Below are 19,243 nucleotides of genomic sequence, written 5' to 3'. Positions count from 1 at the left end.
CTGCCGGATAGGAGGAGAGAGACATGGACAAGCAAACGGTAAAACTGGGGTTGATGGGGTTCGGCACGGTGGGTACCGGCGTCGTTCGCATCATCCAGGCCCATCAGGAGGATCTGCAAAAACAGACGGGGCTGGGCATCGAGATCAAGCGGATTCTGGTGCAGGACGCGGAAAAGTCCCGCAGTATCCCGTCGATGAACAGCGTGATTACCACCGATGCGTCCGAACTGCTGGACGACCCGGAGATCGACGTGATCGTGGAAGTGATCGGCGGCATCTCGCCGGCCAGGGAGTACATCCTGGGGGCGCTTGAGCGGGGCAAGCACGTCGTCACCGCCAACAAGGACCTGATGGCCCTGCACGGCGGCGAAATCCTGCAGAAGGCGCAGGAAAAAGGTTGTGACGTCTTTTACGAGGCCAGCGTCGCCGGCGGCATTCCGATTCTGAGAGCCTTGGTGGAAGGCTTCTCGTCCGACCGCATCACCAAGATGATGGGGATTGTCAACGGCACGACCAACTACATCCTCACCAAAATGAGCCAGGACGGCGCCGATTACGGCGACGTGCTGAAGGAAGCGCAGGCGCTCGGTTACGCCGAAGCGGATCCCACCTCCGACGTCGAAGGCTATGACGCCGCCCGCAAGATGGCGATTCTGGCGACGCTGGGCTTCCGCGTGCCGATGAAGCTGGAGGACGTGGACGTCAAAGGAATCAGCGGGGTGTCCAAGGAAGACATCGCCTACGGCAAAAAGCTGGGCTACGAGGTGAAGCTCCTGGGTCTGGCCCGCCGGGACGGCGAAGCGATCGAAGTGAGCGTGCAGCCGACGATGGTCCCCAAATCCCACCCGCTGGCATCGGTCAACGGCGTGTTCAACGCGGTCTACGTGCACGGGGAAGCGGTGGGCGAGACGATGTTTTACGGCCCGGGCGCCGGCGAACTGCCGACGGCGACGGCCGTCGTGTCCGACCTGGTGACGGTCGTGAAAAACATGAAGCTGGGCGTAAACGGACGCGGCATGGTCGCTCCGTACAAAGAAAAGATTCTCAAGGATGACAAGCAGAAATTGTCGAAATATTTCCTCCGCATCGTCGTGGCCGACAAGCGCGGCGTACTGGCGCAGATTACGCAGCTGTTGGCCGACAAGAACATCTCGCTGGAGCAGGTGCTGCAGCAGCCGTACAACAACGGAGAGCAGGCGGAAATCATCATGGTGACGCACCTGGCGTCCAAAGGGGACATGGACGAGGTGCTGCAGTGCATGGAGGAGATGGAGATCGTGAGCGAAGTGAAAAGCTGCTACCGCGTGGAAGGAGGCGAGCAGTCATGAGCCAACGGCAGCCGTCTGTTCAGGCCGACCGCCAGTCCGGCATCATCGCCCGTTACCGACAGTTTCTGCCGGTGACGGAAAAGACGCCGCTCGTCAGCCTTCACGAGGGAAACACGCCGCTGATTCACGCCCCGTCTCTCTCCCGGCAGTTGGGTGTGGAGCTGTACTTCAAGTATGAAGGGCTGAATCCGACCGGTTCGTTTAAAGACCGCGGCATGGTGATGGCGGTCGCCAAAGCGCTGGAAGAAGGCAGCACCACCATCATGTGCGCGTCCACCGGCAACACCTCCGCCGCCGCGGCTGCCTACGCCGCCCGCGCCGGGCTGCGCTGCATCGTGCTGATTCCGAGCGGCAACATCGCGCTGGGCAAGCTGGCGCAGGCGATCGCCTACGGGGCGGAGGTCATCGCCATCGACGGAAACTTTGACGAGGCGCTGCGCATCGTCCGCGACATCACTGCCAACGAGCCGATCACGCTGGTCAACTCGGTCAACCCGTACCGGATCGAGGGGCAAAAAACCGCCTCTTTTGAAATCTGCGACGCGCTCGGCAAGGCCCCGGACATTCTCGCCATCCCGGTGGGCAACGCCGGCAACATCACGGCCTACTGGAAAGGCTTCAAGGAATATCACGCCGCCGGCAAAACAGCCCAACTGCCGCGCATGTTCGGGTTTCAGGCGGCGGGGGCGGCGCCGCTGGTCCTCGGCCATCCCGTGCCCAATCCGGAGACGATTGCCACGGCGATCCGCATCGGCAACCCGGCGAGCAAGGAAGGAGCTCTGGCGGCTATCGCCGAATCGGACGGCCTGGTGGACAGCGTGACCGACGAGGAAATCCTGCGCGCCTACCAACTGCTCGCGAGAAGCGAAGGCATCTTCTGCGAACCGGCATCGGCCGCTTCCCTGGCCGGCGTGATCAAGCTGCGCGAGGCGGGCAGACTGGAGCAGGGCTTGACGATCGCCTGCGTGCTGACGGGCAACGGACTGAAAGATCCCAATGTCGCCCTCAAGCTGGTGGGCGAGGAACCGCGCTCCGTGCCGGCGACGCGTGACGCGGTGATGGCGTTGATCCGCGAAAAGGCGGGGGACGTTTCGTGATGAACCGTCCTCTCGTGCGGGTCACCGTCCCCGCCAGCACCGCCAATCTGGGACCGGGCTTCGACGCTGTGGGAATGGCCTTCCGGCTGTACTCCACGGTGGAGATGGCGCTCAGCGAAACGACGGAAATCGTGCTGATCGGTGAGGAACTGGAGGGGCTGCCCAAGGACAAGGGCAACCTGCTCTACCAGGTAGCCGCCGGGTTGTTTGAGGAAGCGGGGCTGCCCGTCCCCGAACTGTATATCCGCGCGGAGACGGAAGCGCCGCTGACGCGGGGGCTGGGCAGCAGCGCGGCGGCGATCGTCGGCGCGCTCGTCGCCGCCAACAGCCTGGCCGGGGAGCCGTTTGACCGGGAGCGGCTGTTTGCCATCGCCACCCGGCTGGAAGGCCACCCGGACAACGTGGGGGCTTCGCTGTTCGGCGGCATTGTGGTGGCGACGATGCCGGAGCGGGACGGAGAGCCGATCCCCTACGTCCGCCTTGCGCCTCCGGAGGGGCTGCACACGCTCGTGATCATTCCCGACTATCCGCTGTCGACGGAAAAGGCGCGCAATGTCCTGCCCGCTGTGTACAGCAAACAGGATGTCATATATAATGTTGGTCATAGCAGTTTGCTGGTGGCCGCTTTGGCCCAAGGCAGATTGGACCTGTTGGGTCAGGCGATGGGGGATCGGCTGCATCAGCCGTACCGGGCCGCGCTTGTCCCCGGCCTGCGTGAGATCCTGGACGGGGCGACCCGCAACGGCGCGCTCGGCGCGGCGCTGAGCGGCGCGGGGCCGACGATTCTCTGCTACTACTCGACGGACGCGGAGCGGGAGAAGCTGCAGGCGTTTGTGGACAGCGTGATGCGAAAGCACGGCGTTTGCTACCGGACGATGCGGTTGAGACCCGATGAGCGTGGCGCACAGGTGACAATCTCGACCAGATAGAGAATGCGGATAGGAGTATTGTCATGGAGAAACAATTGGCTTTTCTCGGACCGCGCGGAACGTTTTCGGAAGAAGCGGCCCGCGCCTTGACCGCGCGTCGGCCGTTTCGTTACCTGGCGTGTCCGAGCATCATCGACGTTCTGAACGCCGCTGCCACAGGAGAGGCCGACTACGGCGTGGTGCCGGTGGAAAACACGATTGAAGGCACCGTCAACGCGGCCATGGACTGGTTGATTCACGAGGTGGACCTGCCCATTTTGGCCGAACTGGCGCTGCCGATTTCGCAGCATTTACTGGTGGCCAAGCGGGACGACGCCCTGCCGCTTGCGGCCATTACCCGGATTTTGTCGCACCCGCACGCCATTGCCCAGTGTCACAACTTTATCCGCGAGCACCTGCCCCACGCCGAGATTGAGTACACCAACAGCACGGCGCAGGCGGCACAGATCGTGAGCGAGCATCCGGAGGAACCGTGGGCGGCGATCGGGACCCGGCTCAATCCGGAAATCTACCCGCTGTCGTTTGCGCAGCAGGAGATTCAAGACTATTCCAACAACTACACCCGCTTTGTCCTCGTCGGCCGGGAACCGCTGGATATGCCGCCGTCCGACAGGGAAAAGACGACCATCCTGGTCACGCTTCCGGAAGATTTTCCGGGCGCCCTCTACCAGGTGCTGGCCGCGTTCGCCTGGCGCAAGATCAACCTGTCCCGTATCGAATCCCGCCCGACCAAGAAAGGGCTGGGCAGCTACCTGTTCGTGATAGACATCGAACAAAAAATGGACGACGTGCTGCTCCCCGGCGCGTTTGCCGAGATCGAGGCGCTCGGCTGCCAGGTCCGCCAGCTCGGCACGTATCCGTTTTATCTGAAGGCCATCTCCTAGGAGATGGCCATGTGTGCGGACACAGGAGCTGCTAGGGGGAGAAGCACGTTTTCGGCTTTTCCGCGGAGCTGAACGGACGGCGCGCCGTCCAGCACGCCAAGGAACAGCAGGGGCGGGGCATTGTCATCGTGCAGGAAAACGGGATGATCATCGAATCGGCGGGAGCGGAAGACGAATTGACCTATCACAATCGCTCCGACGATCAAGACCTGCTGAACAAGCTGAAACGGGCAGGGGTCAGCGTGAAGACGTACAAAAAGCTGGAAGCCTTGATCCGCCGCATGAATTGGGACGCGTTTACCACGACCGATCTGTCCGCCCACTTTGCCATGACGAACCGCAACGCGATACGGATCATTGCCAGCCTGTGCGACTACGGCCTGGCGGAGTGTACCGGGGAAACGTCCCACGCCACGAGAGGGCGGCCGAGCAAAATGTACCGGCTCACGTGAGGAAAGGGGAACCCCCAATTCGGGCGCGGGCGGGCTGATCGCCGACCTTCTGAACCATTCGAACGGGCAAGGGCGTCGCGTTGGAGGAAAAAGGGCGGGTGAAGCGTTGCAAGTGCGTGACGGAGGGCGGCGGTTTCACTGCTCTGCCGCGGAACGCTCCCATCGGAACGGTTGTTTGACGACACGTCAGGCAGCCGTTTTTTCTTGCGCTCCGCAAGATGGGCGAAAGCCCTTTTTTGCCGGGGTGAGCAAAACGCCCATGGGTGCATACCATGGAAGGGAGTTTCCGAGAGGGAGGAGAAACAGTGAGAATCCACGTAGTCCAACGAGGCGACACCATGTGGAAAATCGCCAAAAAATACGGCGTCGATTTTAAGGAACTGCTGCGCCTGAACAGCCAGATAAAAAACCCCGACCTGATTTATCCCGGCATGCGGGTAAAAGTCCCGGCCAGGCGCGTGCCGGTTCGGCCGCAGCAAAACAGGACGTCCCCGTCCCATGAATCTCCCCGGGTAAAAGAAAAGCCGATCAAGGAAGAACAAGTGGAGCCGGAAGTGCCGCAGCAGATCGAGAAGCGGCCGATGGAGGCACCGGAAGAAGACAGGGAATTGGAGCTGGAACCGGAAACGGAACCGGAGACGGACACAGACATTGGGCAAGACCGCGAGCTGGAAATCGAGGCGGAACCGGAAACGCCGCAGGCCCTGCCTCCCAAGCCGCCCGCGAACGTGAGCCCGTACATGCCGCCCGTGCCGCCTGCACCGCCCGGCCAAGTGGGACCGTTTGGGCCGAATGTGCCGCCTGCACCGCCCGGCTACGTGCGTCCGTTTGGGCCGAATGTGCCGCCTGCGCCGCCCGGTTACGTGCGTCCGTTTGGGCCGAATGTGCCGCCTGCGCCGCCCGGCTATGTGCGTCCGTTTGTGCCGTACGTTGCGCCTGCGCCGCCCAGCAGGGTATCGCCGCAGGTTGTGCCTCCCCCCCAGCGTCCGGTCGCCCCGCAGCCGCCGATTCAGCCGATCCGGCCGCCCGTGCCGCCTCTACTGAGGCCAGTTCCGCCGACGGCTCCTCCAGCCAAGATGAGTCCGCCGCAGCCGCCGTCCTACGTCAGTCCGGCCCAGCCGCAGCCGCCGTACAGTCCGTACCCCGTCCGTCCGTATCCGACGCAGCCGATATGCCCGCCTTGCGGAAGGCCGCCGATGAGGCCGCAGGTGCTGCCGGAGACGCAGCCGCCGAACGCAAGGCCGCCGTGGGTAAGCCCGGAGACGCAGCCGCCGAACGCAAGACCGCCGTGGGTAAGCCCGGAGACGCAGCCGCCGAACGCAAGGCCGCCGTGGATAAGCCCGGAAACGCAGCCTCCGAACGCAAGGACGCCGTGGGTGAGTCCGGAAACGCAGCCGCCGAACGCAAGGACGCCGTCGGTGAGTCCGGAGACGCTGCCGCCAAACGTGATGCCGCCGTGGGTAGGCCCGGAGCTGCTGCCGCCGAACGTGCCGTGGGTAAGTCCGGAGATGCTGTCGCCAAACGTGCCGTGGGCGGGTCCGGAGATGCTGCCGCCGAACATGCCGTGGGCAGGTCCGGAGATGATTTCGCCGAACATGATGCCGCCGTGGGTGGGTCCGGAGATGCTGCCACCAAATATGCCGTGGGTAGGTCCGGAGATGATTTCGCCGAACATGATGCCGCCGTGGGTAGGACCGGAGCTGCTGCCGCCAGACGTGATGCCGCCGGAATACCTGTTTGAAGAAAGTCCGTACAGCCCGCCGAGGTGGCGGCGTCCGCCCGCCCGTACCCGCCGCAAGAAGAAGCGGCATCATCGGGAGTGGTGCGATTCGACGTCCAGCTCTTTCTCGTCCCGGGATAGCCGTCACGATGGTCCATATGACTTGCCCTATCAAGATTGTCGGTTTGACAGCGGCACACAGGAGAACGCTACACCGTTGACGTACCCTGCTTCCCATTCCATGCCGGCCCTGCCCGCTCAGGAAGTGTGGCCCAATTGGGAACAAGGGCACGATGAATCTTCCTCTTCCTGATCGTCAGGATATGAGCAGATCCTTTGTTCTTTCTCTTGAAAAAGCGTTCCGCTGCCGCATCTATGGGGTAAAGCCCCGGCGCAATGTTCATCTTCTCAAGACGGATCGGGGCCATTGGATCATCAAGGGCTACAAAGAACGGGAGAAGGCAGAGTGGGTGACCCGACTCTCCGATACCCTGCAAGAGAAAGGATTTTACCAAACGGTTCAGTACGTCTCCGATGAGCGCGGAGAGAAAATCTTTCCGTTTCAGAACCGTTACTACACCGTGATGAAAATGATCGATGGCCGGGAAGCCGACAACACCTCGATATCCGACGTAAAAAAATCGGCCGCGACGCTGGCCAGATTTCACCTGGCGGCCCGCGGCTTCCCCGCCCCTCATCCCTATGCCTTTGAAGGAAAGCCGGCCATGCTGGACAAATGGGAAAGCCGATTGGAACATTTCGAGCGGATCATCTGGCACGTGGAACAGAACGGCCCGCAAAACCGGCTGGAACAGATCATCCTGGAGATGGCGGATGAAGTCATCCGTGACGGCCGCGAGATTTTGCAGGCGGCGTACAAACTGCCGCTGGCGTCGGAGCTGTTTGCCGTGGTCGAACAGGGCACGCTCGCTCACCGGGACGTGGCCAGCCACAATTTTCTGATCACGTCGCGGGGCAGCTGCTACTTGATCGACCTGGACACCGTGGGCCACGACATGCAGCTCAGCGATCTGGTCCAGCTCATGGGGCGCATGCTGCTGATGCAGGGGTACCGCGTCGACTCGTTTGTGGAAGCGATTGAGGCGTACAGCAGCGTGAATGTGCTCAGCGATGCCCAAGTCTGGATGATCCACCAGCTTCTGCGCTACCCGGACAACTTTCTGCGCGAAGTGACGGGCGTGTACGCCAACAGACCGGGCTACACCATGCGCGGCGTTCTGCAGCTCGTGCAGATGGAAGCCCGCCTGCGCCGGTCGCGCCGGACGTTTCTGGAAACGGGCCACGCCATTTTCCAGCGCTCTCCCTGGGGCTCCTATCATTTTGTCGGGTGAACGAAAAAAGCTGACGGCACGGATGCCATCAGCTTTTTTTCGCGTTACTTGGAGGCCGCCTTGGACAGGTCGATGGAGTATTTGGCAAAGCCGTTTTCCAGCGTGGTCAGGTACTTGAGATGCGGCATTTTATCGGCAAACGGTTTGGCGTCCGGGGACGTGGTGAAGGTCACGTTTACCTTCCCGTTTACCGGAGCGAACGACCAGTTGTTGTCGGCGGCCGGGTTGATCGTCTTTTGGCTGAGGATGTAATCGATCACGATCTGGCGGTTTTCGTCCGGCGAGTCGATGACGATGTTGCTGCCGTCCAGACCCGGGAAGTTGCCGCCACCACTGGCCCGGTAGTTGTTGGTCACGACGATGAACTTGTCCTCCGCCTTGACCGGTTTGCCGTTGTACGACAGGTTCTTGATCCGGCTCGCGTTCGGATTGACCATCTTGCCGTCTTTGTCGTACCTGGACGGCTGGGTGACGTCGATCTGATAGGTGACGCCGTCGATCACGTCAAAGTTGTAGGTCGGGAAGGCATCGTTGATCAGCGGCTGCTCCTCCGTCTTGTTCACGTCGATCTGGTTGAATTGGCCGGCGGAGCGTTCCAGCCACTCTTTCAACTGCGCGCCGTTCACCAGCACCGCTTTCAACGTGTTGGGGTAGATGTACAGATCGGACACGTTCTTGATCGCGATGGTGCCGGCCGGGATGTTGGTGTAGTAGCTTGCCCCGTTGCGGCCGCCCGCCTTGAACGGAGCGCCTGCGGACAGCACCGGAATGCCGTCATACTCCGTGCCCTTGATGTTTTTCTCCACGTACCACTTTTGGGCGTTGGTGACGATCTGGATGGACGGATCGTCTTGGACCAGCGCAAAGTAGCTGAAGATCGGAGAAGTCGTCGTTCCCACCGCGGAGCGCACCCACTCGACGGTGTGGTCGTGGTCGTCCTTCACGGCGTTGACGATGGACGTGTCCACGTCGGCCAGCGCTTTTTTGTTCGTTTTGTCGTAGATCGGGATCGCCCGGGACGCGGAATCGACCACTTTCCATTTGCCGTTTTCCTGTTTCAGCGTCAGGTCGATCACGCCCAGATGGTTGCCCCAGTAGCCCGGCATGACGGCCGGCTTGCCGTTGATCAGCCCTTTTTCTCCGTCGACGCCCGGAATGTTTTCAAAGCCCGGGCCCGGGAAGACGGAGTGGGAGTGGCCGAACAGGATGGCGTCGATGCCGTCCACTTTGCTCAGTTGATAGCTGGCGTTCTCCAGATTGGCGCCCGCTTCGACGGGGCCGAGGCCGGAGTGGGGAATGGCGACGATGATGTCGGCTCCCTTTTTCTTCATTTCCGGCACGTATTTTTTCGCCGTCTCCACGATGTCCTTGGCGATCACCTTGCCTTCCAGGTTGGACTTGTCCCACAGCATGATCTGCGGCGGAACGAAGCCGATCACGCCCACTTTCAGCTTGACGTCCTTGCCGCTCTCGTCCTTGAACGTGCGCTCCAGGATCAGGTAAGGCGTGAACTTGTGCTGGTCGTTGTCCGGATTGTTGTCCTTGTCGTCCACGTACACGTTGGCGTTGACGTAGGGGAATTTGGCCCCCTTCAGGCTGCGCTCCAGATGCTCCAGGCCGAAGTTGAACTCGTGGTTGCCGATGTTGCCGGCATCGTAGTTCAACAGGTTCATCGCTTTGTAAACGGGATGGGTCTCGCCGTCCTTCAGCGGTTTTACCTTTGCCACGTAATCGCCCAGCGGATTGCCCTGAATCAGGTCGCCGTTGTCGAACAGCATCGAGTTTTTCGCTTCTTCGCGGGCTTTTTTGATCAGCGAAGCAGTCTTGGCCAGGCCGAACTCGTCCGTCTCCTTGTCCTGATAGTAATCGTAGTTGACGATGTGCGTATGGATGTCAGTCGTCTCCAAGAGGCGCAGCTTCAGCGTGGAGTCCCCGTTGGCGCTTGCCGGAACAAGCGGGAACGAAAGCGCTGCCACAACCAGGGAAGCGGGCAGGAGAAAGCCCGCCAGCTTGTGTGTGCGTGCCTTTTTCATAGGATTGCATTCCTCCCATGGAAAAAATAATAGATCGAAAGCAACCATAGTGTATCACGTCTGCTGCGAGTTGGGTAGATTTTCCACGAAAAGTTGTCGCAAAGATAAGAATTTTGGCGATTCCCTGGTATTTTCTTTCATTAAATTGGCAATACTGGTTGGAAACGGGTGTAAAAGGAGTACTGGGAATCATGAGGCGGCATTGGTTGTTTTACATGTCGTGGACGGCCGTGTTTGCCGTCGGTTTGGCCGGCGGCATTGCGGTAGGAGAAATGATCCGGGGCCAAAACGGGAGCGGATTCTCTTGGCTGGCCGCGGAGGCAGGCGGATCACTGGACGCCCTGGAGAAGCCGTACCAACTGGTGCTGGCACGCACCTACCTGTGCGGCGTCAAGGACGAGGAAATCAAACAGGTTCCGCACGATCAACTGGCGCAAGCCCTGGTGACGTACAGCGGGTGGGAGATTATCGCGTCCGATCCGGCCAAGCTGATCCTGTTTAAGCGGGAGAACGATCTCGCTCCGTCGTGCAAGGCAAACGGATACTTCGGCTTGTCGCCCGACGGCGTGCTGACCCTGTTCAACGGCCTGCCGGCGGAGCAGCAGGTGGTGCAGACGTTTTACCGGATCGACACGGCCAAAATGGAAACGAGACTGTCCAAGGATGAGCTGGAATCGCTGAAACGGGGCATCCGTGTCCGCGATCTGGCGGAGTACAACAGCGTGCTGTCCACGTACAGCGAGTTTCAGGCAGACGAAGCAGACAGTTGAACAGGGGGGCTGCCCGGGTGTGGGCAGCCTTTACTCGTCAGCAAAAACACCGGTGATTTTCCACCGGGCCCAGGGGGCGGTTCGGTACAAGTGAAAGACCCAGCGATCCTGCTTTGTCGCGCCATCGCTGTTTACGTAGTCGACCCGCACCGGGATCTCCACGGCGAGGGCGTCGGCGGTATCGCCTGGCTGTATCTCCTCTATCCGTTTGACGGAGTCAATCCCTTGAAGGAACGAGGGCAGTGCAAAACCGTCCGTGGTCATGCGCAGCGCCTGCAGATCGTGTTCGTTCAGGGAAGTGAGGAAGTAATCCACGAGCTGTTCCGGCGAGGCGGCCATCACCGTTTCCGGCAGTTTTCCCGACGCCTTCAAAATCATCAGGCTGTGGCTGGGGTCCGGCTCCTTCCGCCGGTGGGTGGAACTGCCCATAAAGTGGATGCAGAAATGGCCGGGGAACTGGTTGCCGCGGATCGTGCCCGCCCCGTGCGGCATGCCGTGCATCGAGGCGGCGAAGTACGTGCCGTTCACCTCCACCAGGATTGCCCGGCGCTTCCAGCTCCACCTGCCCTGGTAGATCTGTTTCATAATCCGGGTGTCCTCCTTGGTGAGCGGCTGCACGTCGGCGTGACGGCTGCCCGCCCGCCGCTGCACGCGGAACCGTTCCCCTGTCTCCAGGTCGATGACGGTGGCGTAGCCCATCCGTTTGAACACGCGGCGCACTTCGCTCCAATCAAGCGGTTTGCCGAAGTGGACCTGTTCCAGACGATGCACGTACCCGTCCAGCTCTTTGGCGGCATCGGCGGTCAGGTGCACGGCAGACTGCCGGTTTTGGTCGTACAGGCGGCCGTCATACCCGTACAAAAAGGAGCGGGAGCCGATGGTGACCGTCGCCCTGACGGGTTCGGGCGGGGAGCCGGCGGGGCCGGTGGGGCTGCGCAGGATGACCTGTGCCAGCCCGTCCGGTTGGCGAATCGACAGCGTGGACAAAAAGTCGGCATTCGGCCCGACGCTGACGGCGATCAGCAGATCGGGCGGGGGTGCGGCCGCTGTGGTCTGCAGGGGCTGCCCCAACAGCGTAGAGTAGAGGAAGAATGTGACGATCAGGACATAACGCAAGTCAGGACACCTCCCGCGTGATAGTGTGCCCTGCCGGGTTCATCCCGCTTGCGGAACAAATCTTGCCATCATAACTAGGAGACGCTCACGCCATACTGTTTTCATACGGCGCTCCAAGGAGGAGTCTTTCCAGCATGTCTTCGATGCCTCGAGGAAGCTACAAAGACCAGTATCACCAGCGTTTGTACGTTCAATTGAACCAGGGGCACAACAAGCTCGACTATCGCCGGATCAACCAGATCCGCGAGCAGATGCGGGATGGCGTGGACGAATACGCGCACATGCAGCACGACGAAGCGGATGCACTTGGATTGAACAAACACTAGGTGACGCCGTATGCAGCCCGACCCTGTGAAAGGGTTGGGCTTTTTATTTTGGGAATGGAAATGCACGTTCGCTTTTTCTCCGCTTTGTGGTACAGTAGGAACAGAAACTTGTACGCGGAGAGTGGGCCCATGCGCATCATCGGTATCGACCCCGGCATTGCCATCGTCGGGTTTGGCATCTTGGACAAACAGGGGAGTCAACTGCGCCCTGTGCAGTACGGCAGCATTCAGACGGAGGCGGGCCTGCCGGTTCCGCTGCGGCTGAAACAGGTCTTTGAAGCGATGCAGAGCCTGCTTGATACATACCGGCCGGAAGAGATGGCCGTCGAGAAGCTGTTTTTCAACAAAAACGTCACGACCGCGTTTACGGTCGGGCAAGCGAGGGGGGTCATCCTGCTGGCCGCCGAAATGGCCGGCATTCCCGTCTACGAATACACGCCCATGCAGGTGAAGCAGGCGGTTACCGGCTATGGCGGAGCGGAAAAAAGGCAGATTCAGGAGATGACGCGAATGCTGCTCCGGTTGAAGGAGACGCCCAAACCGGACGACGTCGCCGACGCCTTGGGCATCGCCATCACCCACGCGCAGTTCCGCGCGTTTATCTCCCTTTCGGAAGGAGCGCAACGATGATCGATTTTGTGGAAGGCACGCTGGCATACCTGGATGCCGAATACATCGTCATTGAGGCCGGCGGCATCGGCTATCGCCTCTTTTGTCCCAACCCGTACCAGTTCGTCCGGTACGAAGGGACGAAAACCAGGCTGTACACCCATCACCACGTCAGGGAAGACGCCATCCTGCTCTACGGGTTCGCCACGCGGGACGAACGCGACTTGTACCGCAAGCTGCTGGACGTCAACGGCATCGGCCCCAAAGGAGCGCTGGCCATCCTGGCCGCCGCGACGCCGGAACAGATCGTCATGGCCGTTCAACAGGAGAACGTCTCCTATCTGACGAAGTTCCCCGGAATCGGGAAAAAGACCGCGCAGCGGATGATCCTTGACTTGAAAGACAAGCTGACCGGCTACACGCCGTCGGCGGTCATGGCCGTCGCCGCAACGGAACTGGCGGCAGGCGAAAAGGCGGCTTCCGCGCTTCAGGAGGCGCTGGAGGCGCTGACGGCGCTGGGCTATTCCGACGCCGAACTGCAAACGATCCGCGGCGCCCTGTCCGAAGCGGCCAAGGGTGGCGCGGCGGTGGAACAGTTGATCAAGCAGGGGCTTGCGCTGTTAATGAGGGGGTGAGGAGTTGGATCATCGCATCATTACGACGCAGATGCATGCGGAAGAGGATGCGGCGGAGCTGAGCCTGCGTCCCCGCTATCTGAACGAATACATCGGACAGCAGCAGGTAAAGGATAATCTGAAGGTGTTCATCGAGGCGGCCAAAATGCGCAAGGAGGCGCTGGACCACGTCCTGCTGTACGGTCCGCCCGGCCTCGGCAAAACCACCTTGTCGCAAATCATCGCCAACGAACTGGGGGTAAACATCCGCACCACCTCCGGCCCGGCGATCGAACGTCCCGGCGATCTGGCCGCGCTGCTCACCAATCTGCAGGAGGGCGACGTGCTCTTCATCGACGAGATCCATCGGCTCAACCGCAGTGTGGAAGAAGTGCTGTACCCGGCGATGGAGGACTTTGCCCTGGACATTGTCATCGGCAAAGGGCCAAGCGCCCGCAGCGTCCGGCTGGACCTGCCGCCGTTCACGCTGGTCGGGGCCACCACCCGGGCGGGGATGCTCTCGTCGCCGCTGCGGGACCGCTTCGGCGTGGTCAACCGGCTGGAGTTCTACACCGTTCCCGAACTGACGTTCATCGTCACCCGGGCCGCCGACATTCTGCAGATCGGCATCACCGAGGGCGGTGCCGAAGAGATTGCCAAACGCTCGCGAGGAACGCCCCGGGTGGCCAACCGGCTGTTGAAACGGGTGCGTGATTTCGCCCAGGTGCAGGGAGAGGGCGTGATTACCGCGGAGATTGCCCGCGAAGCGCTGGAACGACTGCAGGTGGATGCCTGCGGACTGGACCACATCGACCACAAACTGCTGCTGGCAATCATCGACCGGTTTGACGGGGGACCGGTCGGGTTGGACACGATTGCTGCCACGATCGGAGAGGAAGGGCAGACGATTGAGGACGTCTGCGAGCCGTACCTGCTGCAAATCGGCTTCATGCAGCGGACCCCCCGCGGCCGCGTGGTGACGCCGCTGGCTTATCAACACTTTGGTCGGGAGATGAAAGCGTGAATCCGGTAGCCAAACTGCTGATTATTGGAGGAGCCGTGCTGATCGCAATCGGTCTCTTGTGGCAGCTGGGCGGCCGCTTCCTGCCGCTCGGGCGCCTGCCCGGAGACATCGTGGTGGAAAAGGAAAACGTAAAGTTCTACTTTCCCATCGTCACCTGCATTGTGATCAGCATTCTGCTGTCATTGGCCGGCTATTTGTTCCGCCTGTTCAAATAGCCATGAAAGACGGGAGCCTGCGCTTCGTTTGAAGAGCGGGCTCCTTTTTTGATATAGCATCAAAAATCGACGTAATTAACAAAATATTTACAAAAATTATTTTTATGGTACTCTGGTAACAGTATTTACAGATAATGGTGAAATACTGTTGGGGGCGTACCAATGTCGTTTGCAGAGATGGTAAAGGCGCATCGATATAAAAAGAAGATGACATTAAGCGAATTAGCTGAGAAAACCGGCATTAACAGAAGCGTGCTGTCACGCATTGAAACTGGAGAGACAAAGCGTCCGGGATTTTCAAAGTGTCAGAAAATAGCTACAGTGTTACATATTCCGCATGAGCGTATTATCTCTTTTTACCTGGACATCTCAGAGCGAGCTGACATGATAAAGCGGTTGTTGAAGGAAGCCATCGCCTGCTCGGACAGGTACATCGTCCGCGAAGCGGCGAACAAGTTACTGGAAACGCCAAAAATGAACACATTCCTCGCGCTCGATCATTTGTTTCAGGTGGCGAAAGCGTCAGACGCAGAGGAAATCAAACTTACGCTTTACGACGTGATGATTGCCTATACAAAAAAGCGTGGCATCCCGTTTTATTTGGCAAAGGCTCTTTTTGAACGCTACCTGATTGAACGATACGACTTTTTCAGGATGGAGGAATCGTATCGCAGAGGGAAGGACCTTTTGGTTTATATGGAATACTTGCAGCCCGCGGAACGTATTGAAGCTTACTATCGATTGGGCTTACAGGCTTACGCGCTAAAATACTTTGACGAGTGTATCAGCCTGTGCAAGGAAGCGGTTGAGAAAGACAGTTCGGAAAACGAATTACAATCATCAGCGCTTTTGGCCATTACAAACGCGTACATAAATGTGGGCGATTGTATTCTCGCCGAGCTTTACCTGAAGAAGTACGAGAAACATCCCTATTCGCAAGCCAATCGCGCAAGATATCTGCGTGCCCAGCTTTACGTCAAAAATTCGGAATTCGACAAGGCAATCGTAGAACTGAAAGCGTGCCTCGCTGACTCTGCTCACGATGGTCGTATTGCTATTGCGGTAGACCTTTTGGAAGTTTATTTGCAGACCGGGGACAGTGACGGGGTAAACGAACTGGTGAAACAGGAAGGCGAATTCATGCCGAAGGTTCTAAACACGCCAAAAAAACTGGAGCATGTGGCGCTGTATTATAAGCTGAAAGGCATGCACGAATTGGCTTGTAAACAGATCGACGAGGGCTTGGAAAGTCTAACGAAAAGCATCTCGTTTTACCGGCAATTAGGCGCTCATGCGGAAATCTATGAGTGTAGCGGGATTGTGCAGGGGTTTCTTTTAGGTTCACTCTCATTTCATGAAAAGTTGTTTCTGCTTAAAAATAGCTACTAGAGATCATAAAGCGCCGACGTCCTTTATCCGACGTCGGCTTACTTCTTGTTTCCCGTAAAAATCCCCTCTTCCGGTCCCAAATTCGCAAACGGGGCAGGAAAAATCGCGATTTTGTCGAAAAAACATGGGAGTTGATGCCATTTTTCGACGCGCAACAAATCATCGGAGAGGAAGGACGAGACGGCATGTGCAAGCGTTGGATGGGGAAAGTCCTTACGGCCGGCCTGCTGTCGGCGGCGCTTCTGGCGGGACAGGTTCCCGTGGAGGCGGCCGACCCCAGCATAAGGGTCGCGCTGTTCATCGATATCGGACAAGGGTACCGCGGCGTGGTGCCGACAGTGACGCTGACCAGCGGCACGGGATTGGAGGTGACGCTGCGCGGCAGCGAGGGGACGGCAAAACTGCCTGCCCTGGGGCAGGATGCGGCGCGTTTTCGCGTCGACGAATATCACCTGCTGGTGACGGAAACGGGCGACCTCAACCGGGCCCAGCAGGTGGCGCAGCAGCTCAGCCAGCGCAAGTGGGACGCCTCCATCCAGGTGGTGCAGCGGGGCGGACAGACACTGTACCAGGTGGTCAGCGGCACGTACGACACGTATCAGGCGGCGGCAGCCCAGGCCCAGACAATCGCCCAGGCGATCGGGCAGCAGCCGGCGGTCAAAGGGCCGATGAGGCTGGAAGCGGGCCGCTTCGGCAGTTGGCAGCAGGCGTTGGATGCGCAGACGGCGCTGGCTGCCGCAGGACTCCCGGCGTACCCGGTGCTGCTGGCGGACGGCGGCAAGCTGGAGTACGCTGTGTGGATCGGAGACGAGGTAAGCCAGGACGCTCTCCAGCGCCTGGCGCAAAAAGCGGCGGCGGCCAAGCCCGGCTATTCCTACCGGGCAGCGGCGGGGCGTTCGTACGCGGTGCTGAAAAAGGACGTGTACGGCTCCGAGACCATTTGGAAATACGCGTTTTCGCCGCAAGCCAAGCTGATCGTGGAGCCGAAGAAGGGAGGCGCCCTGCCGCTGATCGGCGTGGAGGAGCGGGACCAGCGCAAGTACCGGGGGAAAATCGAGCTGTCCGAGTACAACGGGCATCTGACGGTCGTCAATGAACTGCCGCTGGAGCAGTATCTGTACGGCGTGGTCGGCTCGGAAATGGCTCCGGGCTGGCCGCTGGAAGCGCTCAAGTCGCAGGCCGTGCTGGCCCGCACGCGGGCGCTCGGCCAAGGGAACAAGTACGGCGTCGCCAACGTATCCGACACCGTGTACGAGCAGGCGTACTACGGGTACGGGCGGGAGTCGGCCGATATCCGCCAGGCCGTCGACCAGACGGAAGGCGAAGTGATCAAGTACAGGGGGAAACTGGCTGAAGCCTTGTTCTATTCCAACGCCGGCGGCATGTCCGCCGACGGTACGGAAGTGTGGGGCAATCCCGTTCCTTACCTCCGTCCCGTGCCGAGCGAGGACCGCGGACCGCTGGAAACGGCCAACCGCTGGTACTACGTGTCGCTGCCGGACGGCACCCTGGGGTATGTGCGCAGCGACCTCGTCCGGTTGAACGGGGGCGTCAATCCCGTGGGATTGAAGCAGGCCGTGATCGCGACGGAGGGGACCAACTTGCGTTCCGGCCCCAGCACCACCTACCACCGCGTACTCTCCACGCTTCCGGCAGGGACGCAGGTGACGATCATCCGGGAGGAACCGGAAGAGAACGCCTACGCCTGGACCCGGGGACCGTATACGCCGGAAGAAGTGGCGGCGATGGTCAACGCCAGCCAGGATCGCAACAAGGCACCGCGGGTCGGCGGATCGGTGGAGTCGCTTGTCGTCACCAAACGGGGGCCGTCGGGACGTGTGCTGGAAATGGAGGCGAACGGCGTGACGCTCAAGGTGTCGTCGCCGGACGCGCACCGCTCGATCTTCACCCAGGGCGGAAGCGGTTTGCGCAGCACCAAGTTTGACGTGGAAGAAATGGGGACGTTTACGGTGCTGGGCGCGGACGGCAAACGGCGCGAGTACACGCGGGGCGGCAGCGTGGCGGCGATCGGGGCCGACGGATGGGAGCCGGCTTCGGCCAACGGCTACAGCGACCAGTTCCTGATTTACAGCGGCACCGGCGACTGGCGCACGCTCAGCAAGCGGCAGATGTTCCTGTTCCGCGGCAACGGCTTTGGCCACGGCCTCGGCGTCTCTCAATACGGCGCGAAGGCGATGGCGGAGAACGGGTATGACTACAAGCAAATCTTGCAACACTACTACCAGGATGTGACAATCGAGCCGTGATTGCGGTCGCGGCTCGTTGAACTGCAGATGAGGAGTCGGAATTGTGGACGTACAACTCTTTGATTTTGAACTGCCGGAACGGCTGATAGCGCAGCATCCCCTGAAGGATCGGACGGCGTCCCGACTGCTTGTCCTCGACAAGCGGACAGGGGAGATGGCGCACCGCCGCTTTACGGATTTGGTGGAATACCTGCGGCCGGGCGATGTGCTGGTGCTCAACGACAGCCGCGTGCTGCCCGCCCGCCTGATCGGGGAAAAGGCGGGGACGGGAGCCAAAATCGAAGTGCTCCTGCTCAAGTCGCTCGGCGGCGACCGCTGGGAGACGCTGGTCAAGCCGGGCAAGCGGGTGAAACCGGGGACGGAAGTGGTTTTTGGCGGCGGACTGCTGCGCTGCGTCTGCGAAGAAGTGACGGAGACGGGCGGGCGCATTGTCCGTTTTCAATACGAAGGGATATTTTACGAGATTCTGGACCAGCTCGGCACCATGCCGCTGCCGCCGTATATCCACGAACAGTTGGAAGACCAGGAGCGCTATCAGACGGTGTACGCTCGTGAACGGGGATCGGCGGCCGCTCCGACGGCAGGCCTTCACTTTACCGAGGAGTACCTGCGGCGGATTGCGGAAAAGGGCGTCGAGATCGCCTATGTCACGCTGCACGTCGGATTGGGCACGTTCCGCCCGGTCACCGCTGATGTCGTCGAAGAGCACGTGATGCACGCCGAGTATTACGACATTCCGCCGGAGACGGCCGAGACGGTCAACCGGGCCAAGGCGGAAGGCAGGCGCGTCATCGCGGTCGGCACCACCTCCTGCCGGACGCTGGAGACGGTGGGCGGGCTGCACGACGGCAGGCTGGCGGCCGGATCGGGCTGGACGGACATTTTCATCTATCCGGGCTACCAGTTCCGGATTATCGACGGCCTGTTGACCAACTTCCACCTGCCCAAGTCGACGCTGGTCATGCTGGTCAGCGCGCTGGCCGGCCGGGAAAACGTGCTGCGGGCTTACCGGACCGCGGTTGCCGAGGAATACCGCTTTTTCAGTTTCGGAGATGCCATGCTGATTTTGTAAAACCGGGGGCTCACCCCCGGTTTTTCCTTGTGAAAAGCTGCCAGTT

Annotated in this window: 18 protein-coding genes; 16 read left to right on the top strand and 2 right to left on the bottom strand. The window is 60.4% G+C overall.

Features of this window, described 5'->3' with window-relative positions; translation table 11 throughout:
- Positions 1 to 23 precede the first annotated feature (23 nt).
- The 7 genes from A6764_RS16475 to A6764_RS16445 all read left to right on the top strand — a co-directional run bounded on the left by A6764_RS16475 (position 24) and on the right by A6764_RS16445 (position 7,762).
- A complete protein-coding gene (locus A6764_RS16475) occupies positions 24 to 1,328 on the top strand; it encodes a homoserine dehydrogenase (protein WP_029097463.1) in 1,305 nt (434 codons plus the stop codon).
- A complete protein-coding gene (thrC, locus tag A6764_RS16470) occupies positions 1,325 to 2,425 on the top strand; it encodes a threonine synthase (protein WP_264622286.1) in 1,101 nt (366 codons plus the stop codon). The genes A6764_RS16475 and thrC overlap by 4 nt, the downstream gene beginning before the upstream one ends.
- Positions 2,425 to 3,354 (top strand): homoserine kinase, encoded by a 930-nt coding sequence (gene thrB / locus A6764_RS16465; RefSeq protein WP_264622507.1) that lies wholly within the window; start codon positions 2,425 to 2,427, stop codon positions 3,352 to 3,354. The genes thrC and thrB overlap by 1 nt, the downstream gene beginning before the upstream one ends.
- Before the next feature lie 23 nt (positions 3,355 to 3,377).
- Positions 3,378 to 4,238 (top strand): prephenate dehydratase, encoded by an 861-nt coding sequence (gene pheA / locus A6764_RS16460; RefSeq protein ID WP_044899553.1) that lies wholly within the window; start codon positions 3,378 to 3,380, stop codon positions 4,236 to 4,238.
- Positions 4,239 to 4,381: 143 nt separating this feature from the next.
- Positions 4,382 to 4,690, top strand: a complete 309-nt coding sequence (locus A6764_RS16455; RefSeq protein WP_065068140.1) for a helix-turn-helix domain-containing protein — start codon at positions 4,382 to 4,384, stop codon at positions 4,688 to 4,690.
- A 305-nt stretch (positions 4,691 to 4,995) separates the two neighbouring features.
- Complete coding sequence (gene safA / locus A6764_RS16450; RefSeq protein ID WP_264622285.1) at positions 4,996 to 6,723, top strand: SafA/ExsA family spore coat assembly protein; 1,728 nt, start codon at positions 4,996 to 4,998, stop codon at positions 6,721 to 6,723.
- Positions 6,724 to 6,733: 10 nt separating this feature from the next.
- On the top strand, positions 6,734 to 7,762 hold the full coding sequence (locus tag A6764_RS16445) for a phosphotransferase (protein WP_065068144.1): 1,029 nt from the start codon (positions 6,734 to 6,736) through the stop codon (positions 7,760 to 7,762).
- A gap of 44 nt (positions 7,763 to 7,806) precedes the next feature.
- On the opposite strand, the gene A6764_RS16440 is transcribed toward A6764_RS16445, so the two are convergent.
- Positions 7,807 to 9,795, bottom strand: coding sequence for a bifunctional 2',3'-cyclic-nucleotide 2'-phosphodiesterase/3'-nucleotidase (locus tag A6764_RS16440; RefSeq protein WP_065068141.1), 1,989 nt, complete (start codon positions 9,793 to 9,795; stop codon positions 7,807 to 7,809).
- A gap of 191 nt (positions 9,796 to 9,986) precedes the next feature.
- On the opposite strand from A6764_RS16440, the gene A6764_RS16435 reads away from it, so the two are divergent.
- The gene (locus tag A6764_RS16435; RefSeq protein ID WP_035300238.1) at positions 9,987 to 10,565 is read left to right on the top strand and encodes a BofC C-terminal domain-containing protein; all 579 of its coding nucleotides are present in this window, start codon (positions 9,987 to 9,989) and stop codon (positions 10,563 to 10,565) included.
- A gap of 30 nt (positions 10,566 to 10,595) precedes the next feature.
- Here A6764_RS16435 and A6764_RS16430 read toward each other — a convergent pair whose 3' ends face one another.
- Positions 10,596 to 11,681: a hypothetical protein gene (locus tag A6764_RS16430; RefSeq protein WP_065068142.1), complete on the bottom strand. Its 1,086-nt coding sequence runs from the start codon at positions 11,679 to 11,681 to the stop codon at positions 10,596 to 10,598.
- A 134-nt stretch (positions 11,682 to 11,815) separates the two neighbouring features.
- Here A6764_RS16430 and A6764_RS16425 point away from each other — a divergent pair, with 134 nt between their 5' ends.
- The 8 genes from A6764_RS16425 to queA all read left to right on the top strand — a co-directional run bounded on the left by A6764_RS16425 (position 11,816) and on the right by queA (position 19,197).
- A complete protein-coding gene (locus A6764_RS16425; RefSeq protein WP_029097454.1) occupies positions 11,816 to 12,007 on the top strand; it encodes a hypothetical protein in 192 nt (63 codons plus the stop codon).
- A gap of 129 nt (positions 12,008 to 12,136) precedes the next feature.
- A complete protein-coding gene (ruvC, locus tag A6764_RS16420) occupies positions 12,137 to 12,637 on the top strand; it encodes a crossover junction endodeoxyribonuclease RuvC (protein WP_029097453.1) in 501 nt (166 codons plus the stop codon).
- Positions 12,634 to 13,251 (top strand): Holliday junction branch migration protein RuvA, encoded by a 618-nt coding sequence (gene ruvA / locus A6764_RS16415; RefSeq protein WP_029097452.1) that lies wholly within the window; start codon positions 12,634 to 12,636, stop codon positions 13,249 to 13,251. Before ruvC ends, ruvA begins: the two co-directional genes overlap by 4 nt.
- Before the next feature lie 4 nt (positions 13,252 to 13,255).
- Positions 13,256 to 14,254 carry a Holliday junction branch migration DNA helicase RuvB gene (ruvB, locus tag A6764_RS16410; RefSeq protein ID WP_029097451.1) on the top strand — a complete coding sequence of 333 codons (999 nt, stop codon included), beginning with the start codon at positions 13,256 to 13,258 and terminating at the stop codon, positions 14,252 to 14,254.
- A complete protein-coding gene (locus tag A6764_RS16405) occupies positions 14,251 to 14,469 on the top strand; it encodes a DUF2905 domain-containing protein (RefSeq protein ID WP_029097450.1) in 219 nt (72 codons plus the stop codon). Before ruvB ends, A6764_RS16405 begins: the two co-directional genes overlap by 4 nt.
- Before the next feature lie 162 nt (positions 14,470 to 14,631).
- Entirely contained in the window at positions 14,632 to 15,858 is a 1,227-nt protein-coding gene (locus tag A6764_RS16400; RefSeq protein WP_065068143.1) for a helix-turn-helix domain-containing protein, read from the top strand.
- 185 nt (positions 15,859 to 16,043) lie between these two features.
- A complete protein-coding gene (locus A6764_RS16395; RefSeq protein WP_029097449.1) occupies positions 16,044 to 18,125 on the top strand; it encodes a SpoIID/LytB domain-containing protein in 2,082 nt (693 codons plus the stop codon).
- A gap of 43 nt (positions 18,126 to 18,168) precedes the next feature.
- On the top strand, positions 18,169 to 19,197 hold the full coding sequence (gene queA, locus A6764_RS16390) for a tRNA preQ1(34) S-adenosylmethionine ribosyltransferase-isomerase QueA (protein ID WP_029097448.1): 1,029 nt from the start codon (positions 18,169 to 18,171) through the stop codon (positions 19,195 to 19,197).
- Positions 19,198 to 19,243: the final 46 nt, after the last annotated feature.

It is taken from the genome of Brevibacillus sp. WF146 (assembly GCF_001673705.2).
In the GTDB taxonomy this organism is placed as follows: Bacteria; Bacillota; Bacilli; order Brevibacillales; family Brevibacillaceae; genus Brevibacillus; species Brevibacillus thermoruber.
The sequence above is the reverse complement of the archived record's forward strand: the minus strand, read 5'-3'. Positions and strand labels throughout refer to the sequence as shown.

Bases quoted from the DNA above. Each gene is read 5' to 3' on its own strand.
- A6764_RS16425 (WP_029097454.1), top strand. From the start codon at position 11,816: ATGTCTTCGATGCCTCGAGGAAGCTACAAAGACCAGTATCACCAGCGT.
- A6764_RS16455 (WP_065068140.1), top strand. From the start codon at position 4,382: ATGATCATCGAATCGGCGGGAGCGGAAGACGAATTGACCTATCACAAT.
- A6764_RS16440 (WP_065068141.1), bottom strand. From the start codon at position 9,795: ATGAAAAAGGCACGCACACACAAGCTGGCGGGCTTTCTCCTGCCCGCT.
- A6764_RS16475 (WP_029097463.1), top strand. From the start codon at position 24: ATGGACAAGCAAACGGTAAAACTGGGGTTGATGGGGTTCGGCACGGTG.
- A6764_RS16400 (WP_065068143.1), top strand. From the start codon at position 14,632: ATGTCGTTTGCAGAGATGGTAAAGGCGCATCGATATAAAAAGAAGATG.
- ruvC (WP_029097453.1), top strand. From the start codon at position 12,137: ATGCGCATCATCGGTATCGACCCCGGCATTGCCATCGTCGGGTTTGGC.
- A6764_RS16435 (WP_035300238.1), top strand. From the start codon at position 9,987: ATGAGGCGGCATTGGTTGTTTTACATGTCGTGGACGGCCGTGTTTGCC.
- A6764_RS16395 (WP_029097449.1), top strand. From the start codon at position 16,044: ATGTGCAAGCGTTGGATGGGGAAAGTCCTTACGGCCGGCCTGCTGTCG.
- pheA (WP_044899553.1), top strand. From the start codon at position 3,378: ATGGAGAAACAATTGGCTTTTCTCGGACCGCGCGGAACGTTTTCGGAA.
- A6764_RS16445 (WP_065068144.1), top strand. From the start codon at position 6,734: ATGAGCAGATCCTTTGTTCTTTCTCTTGAAAAAGCGTTCCGCTGCCGC.
- thrC (WP_264622286.1), top strand. From the start codon at position 1,325: ATGAGCCAACGGCAGCCGTCTGTTCAGGCCGACCGCCAGTCCGGCATC.
- ruvA (WP_029097452.1), top strand. From the start codon at position 12,634: ATGATCGATTTTGTGGAAGGCACGCTGGCATACCTGGATGCCGAATAC.
- thrB (WP_264622507.1), top strand. From the start codon at position 2,425: ATGAACCGTCCTCTCGTGCGGGTCACCGTCCCCGCCAGCACCGCCAAT.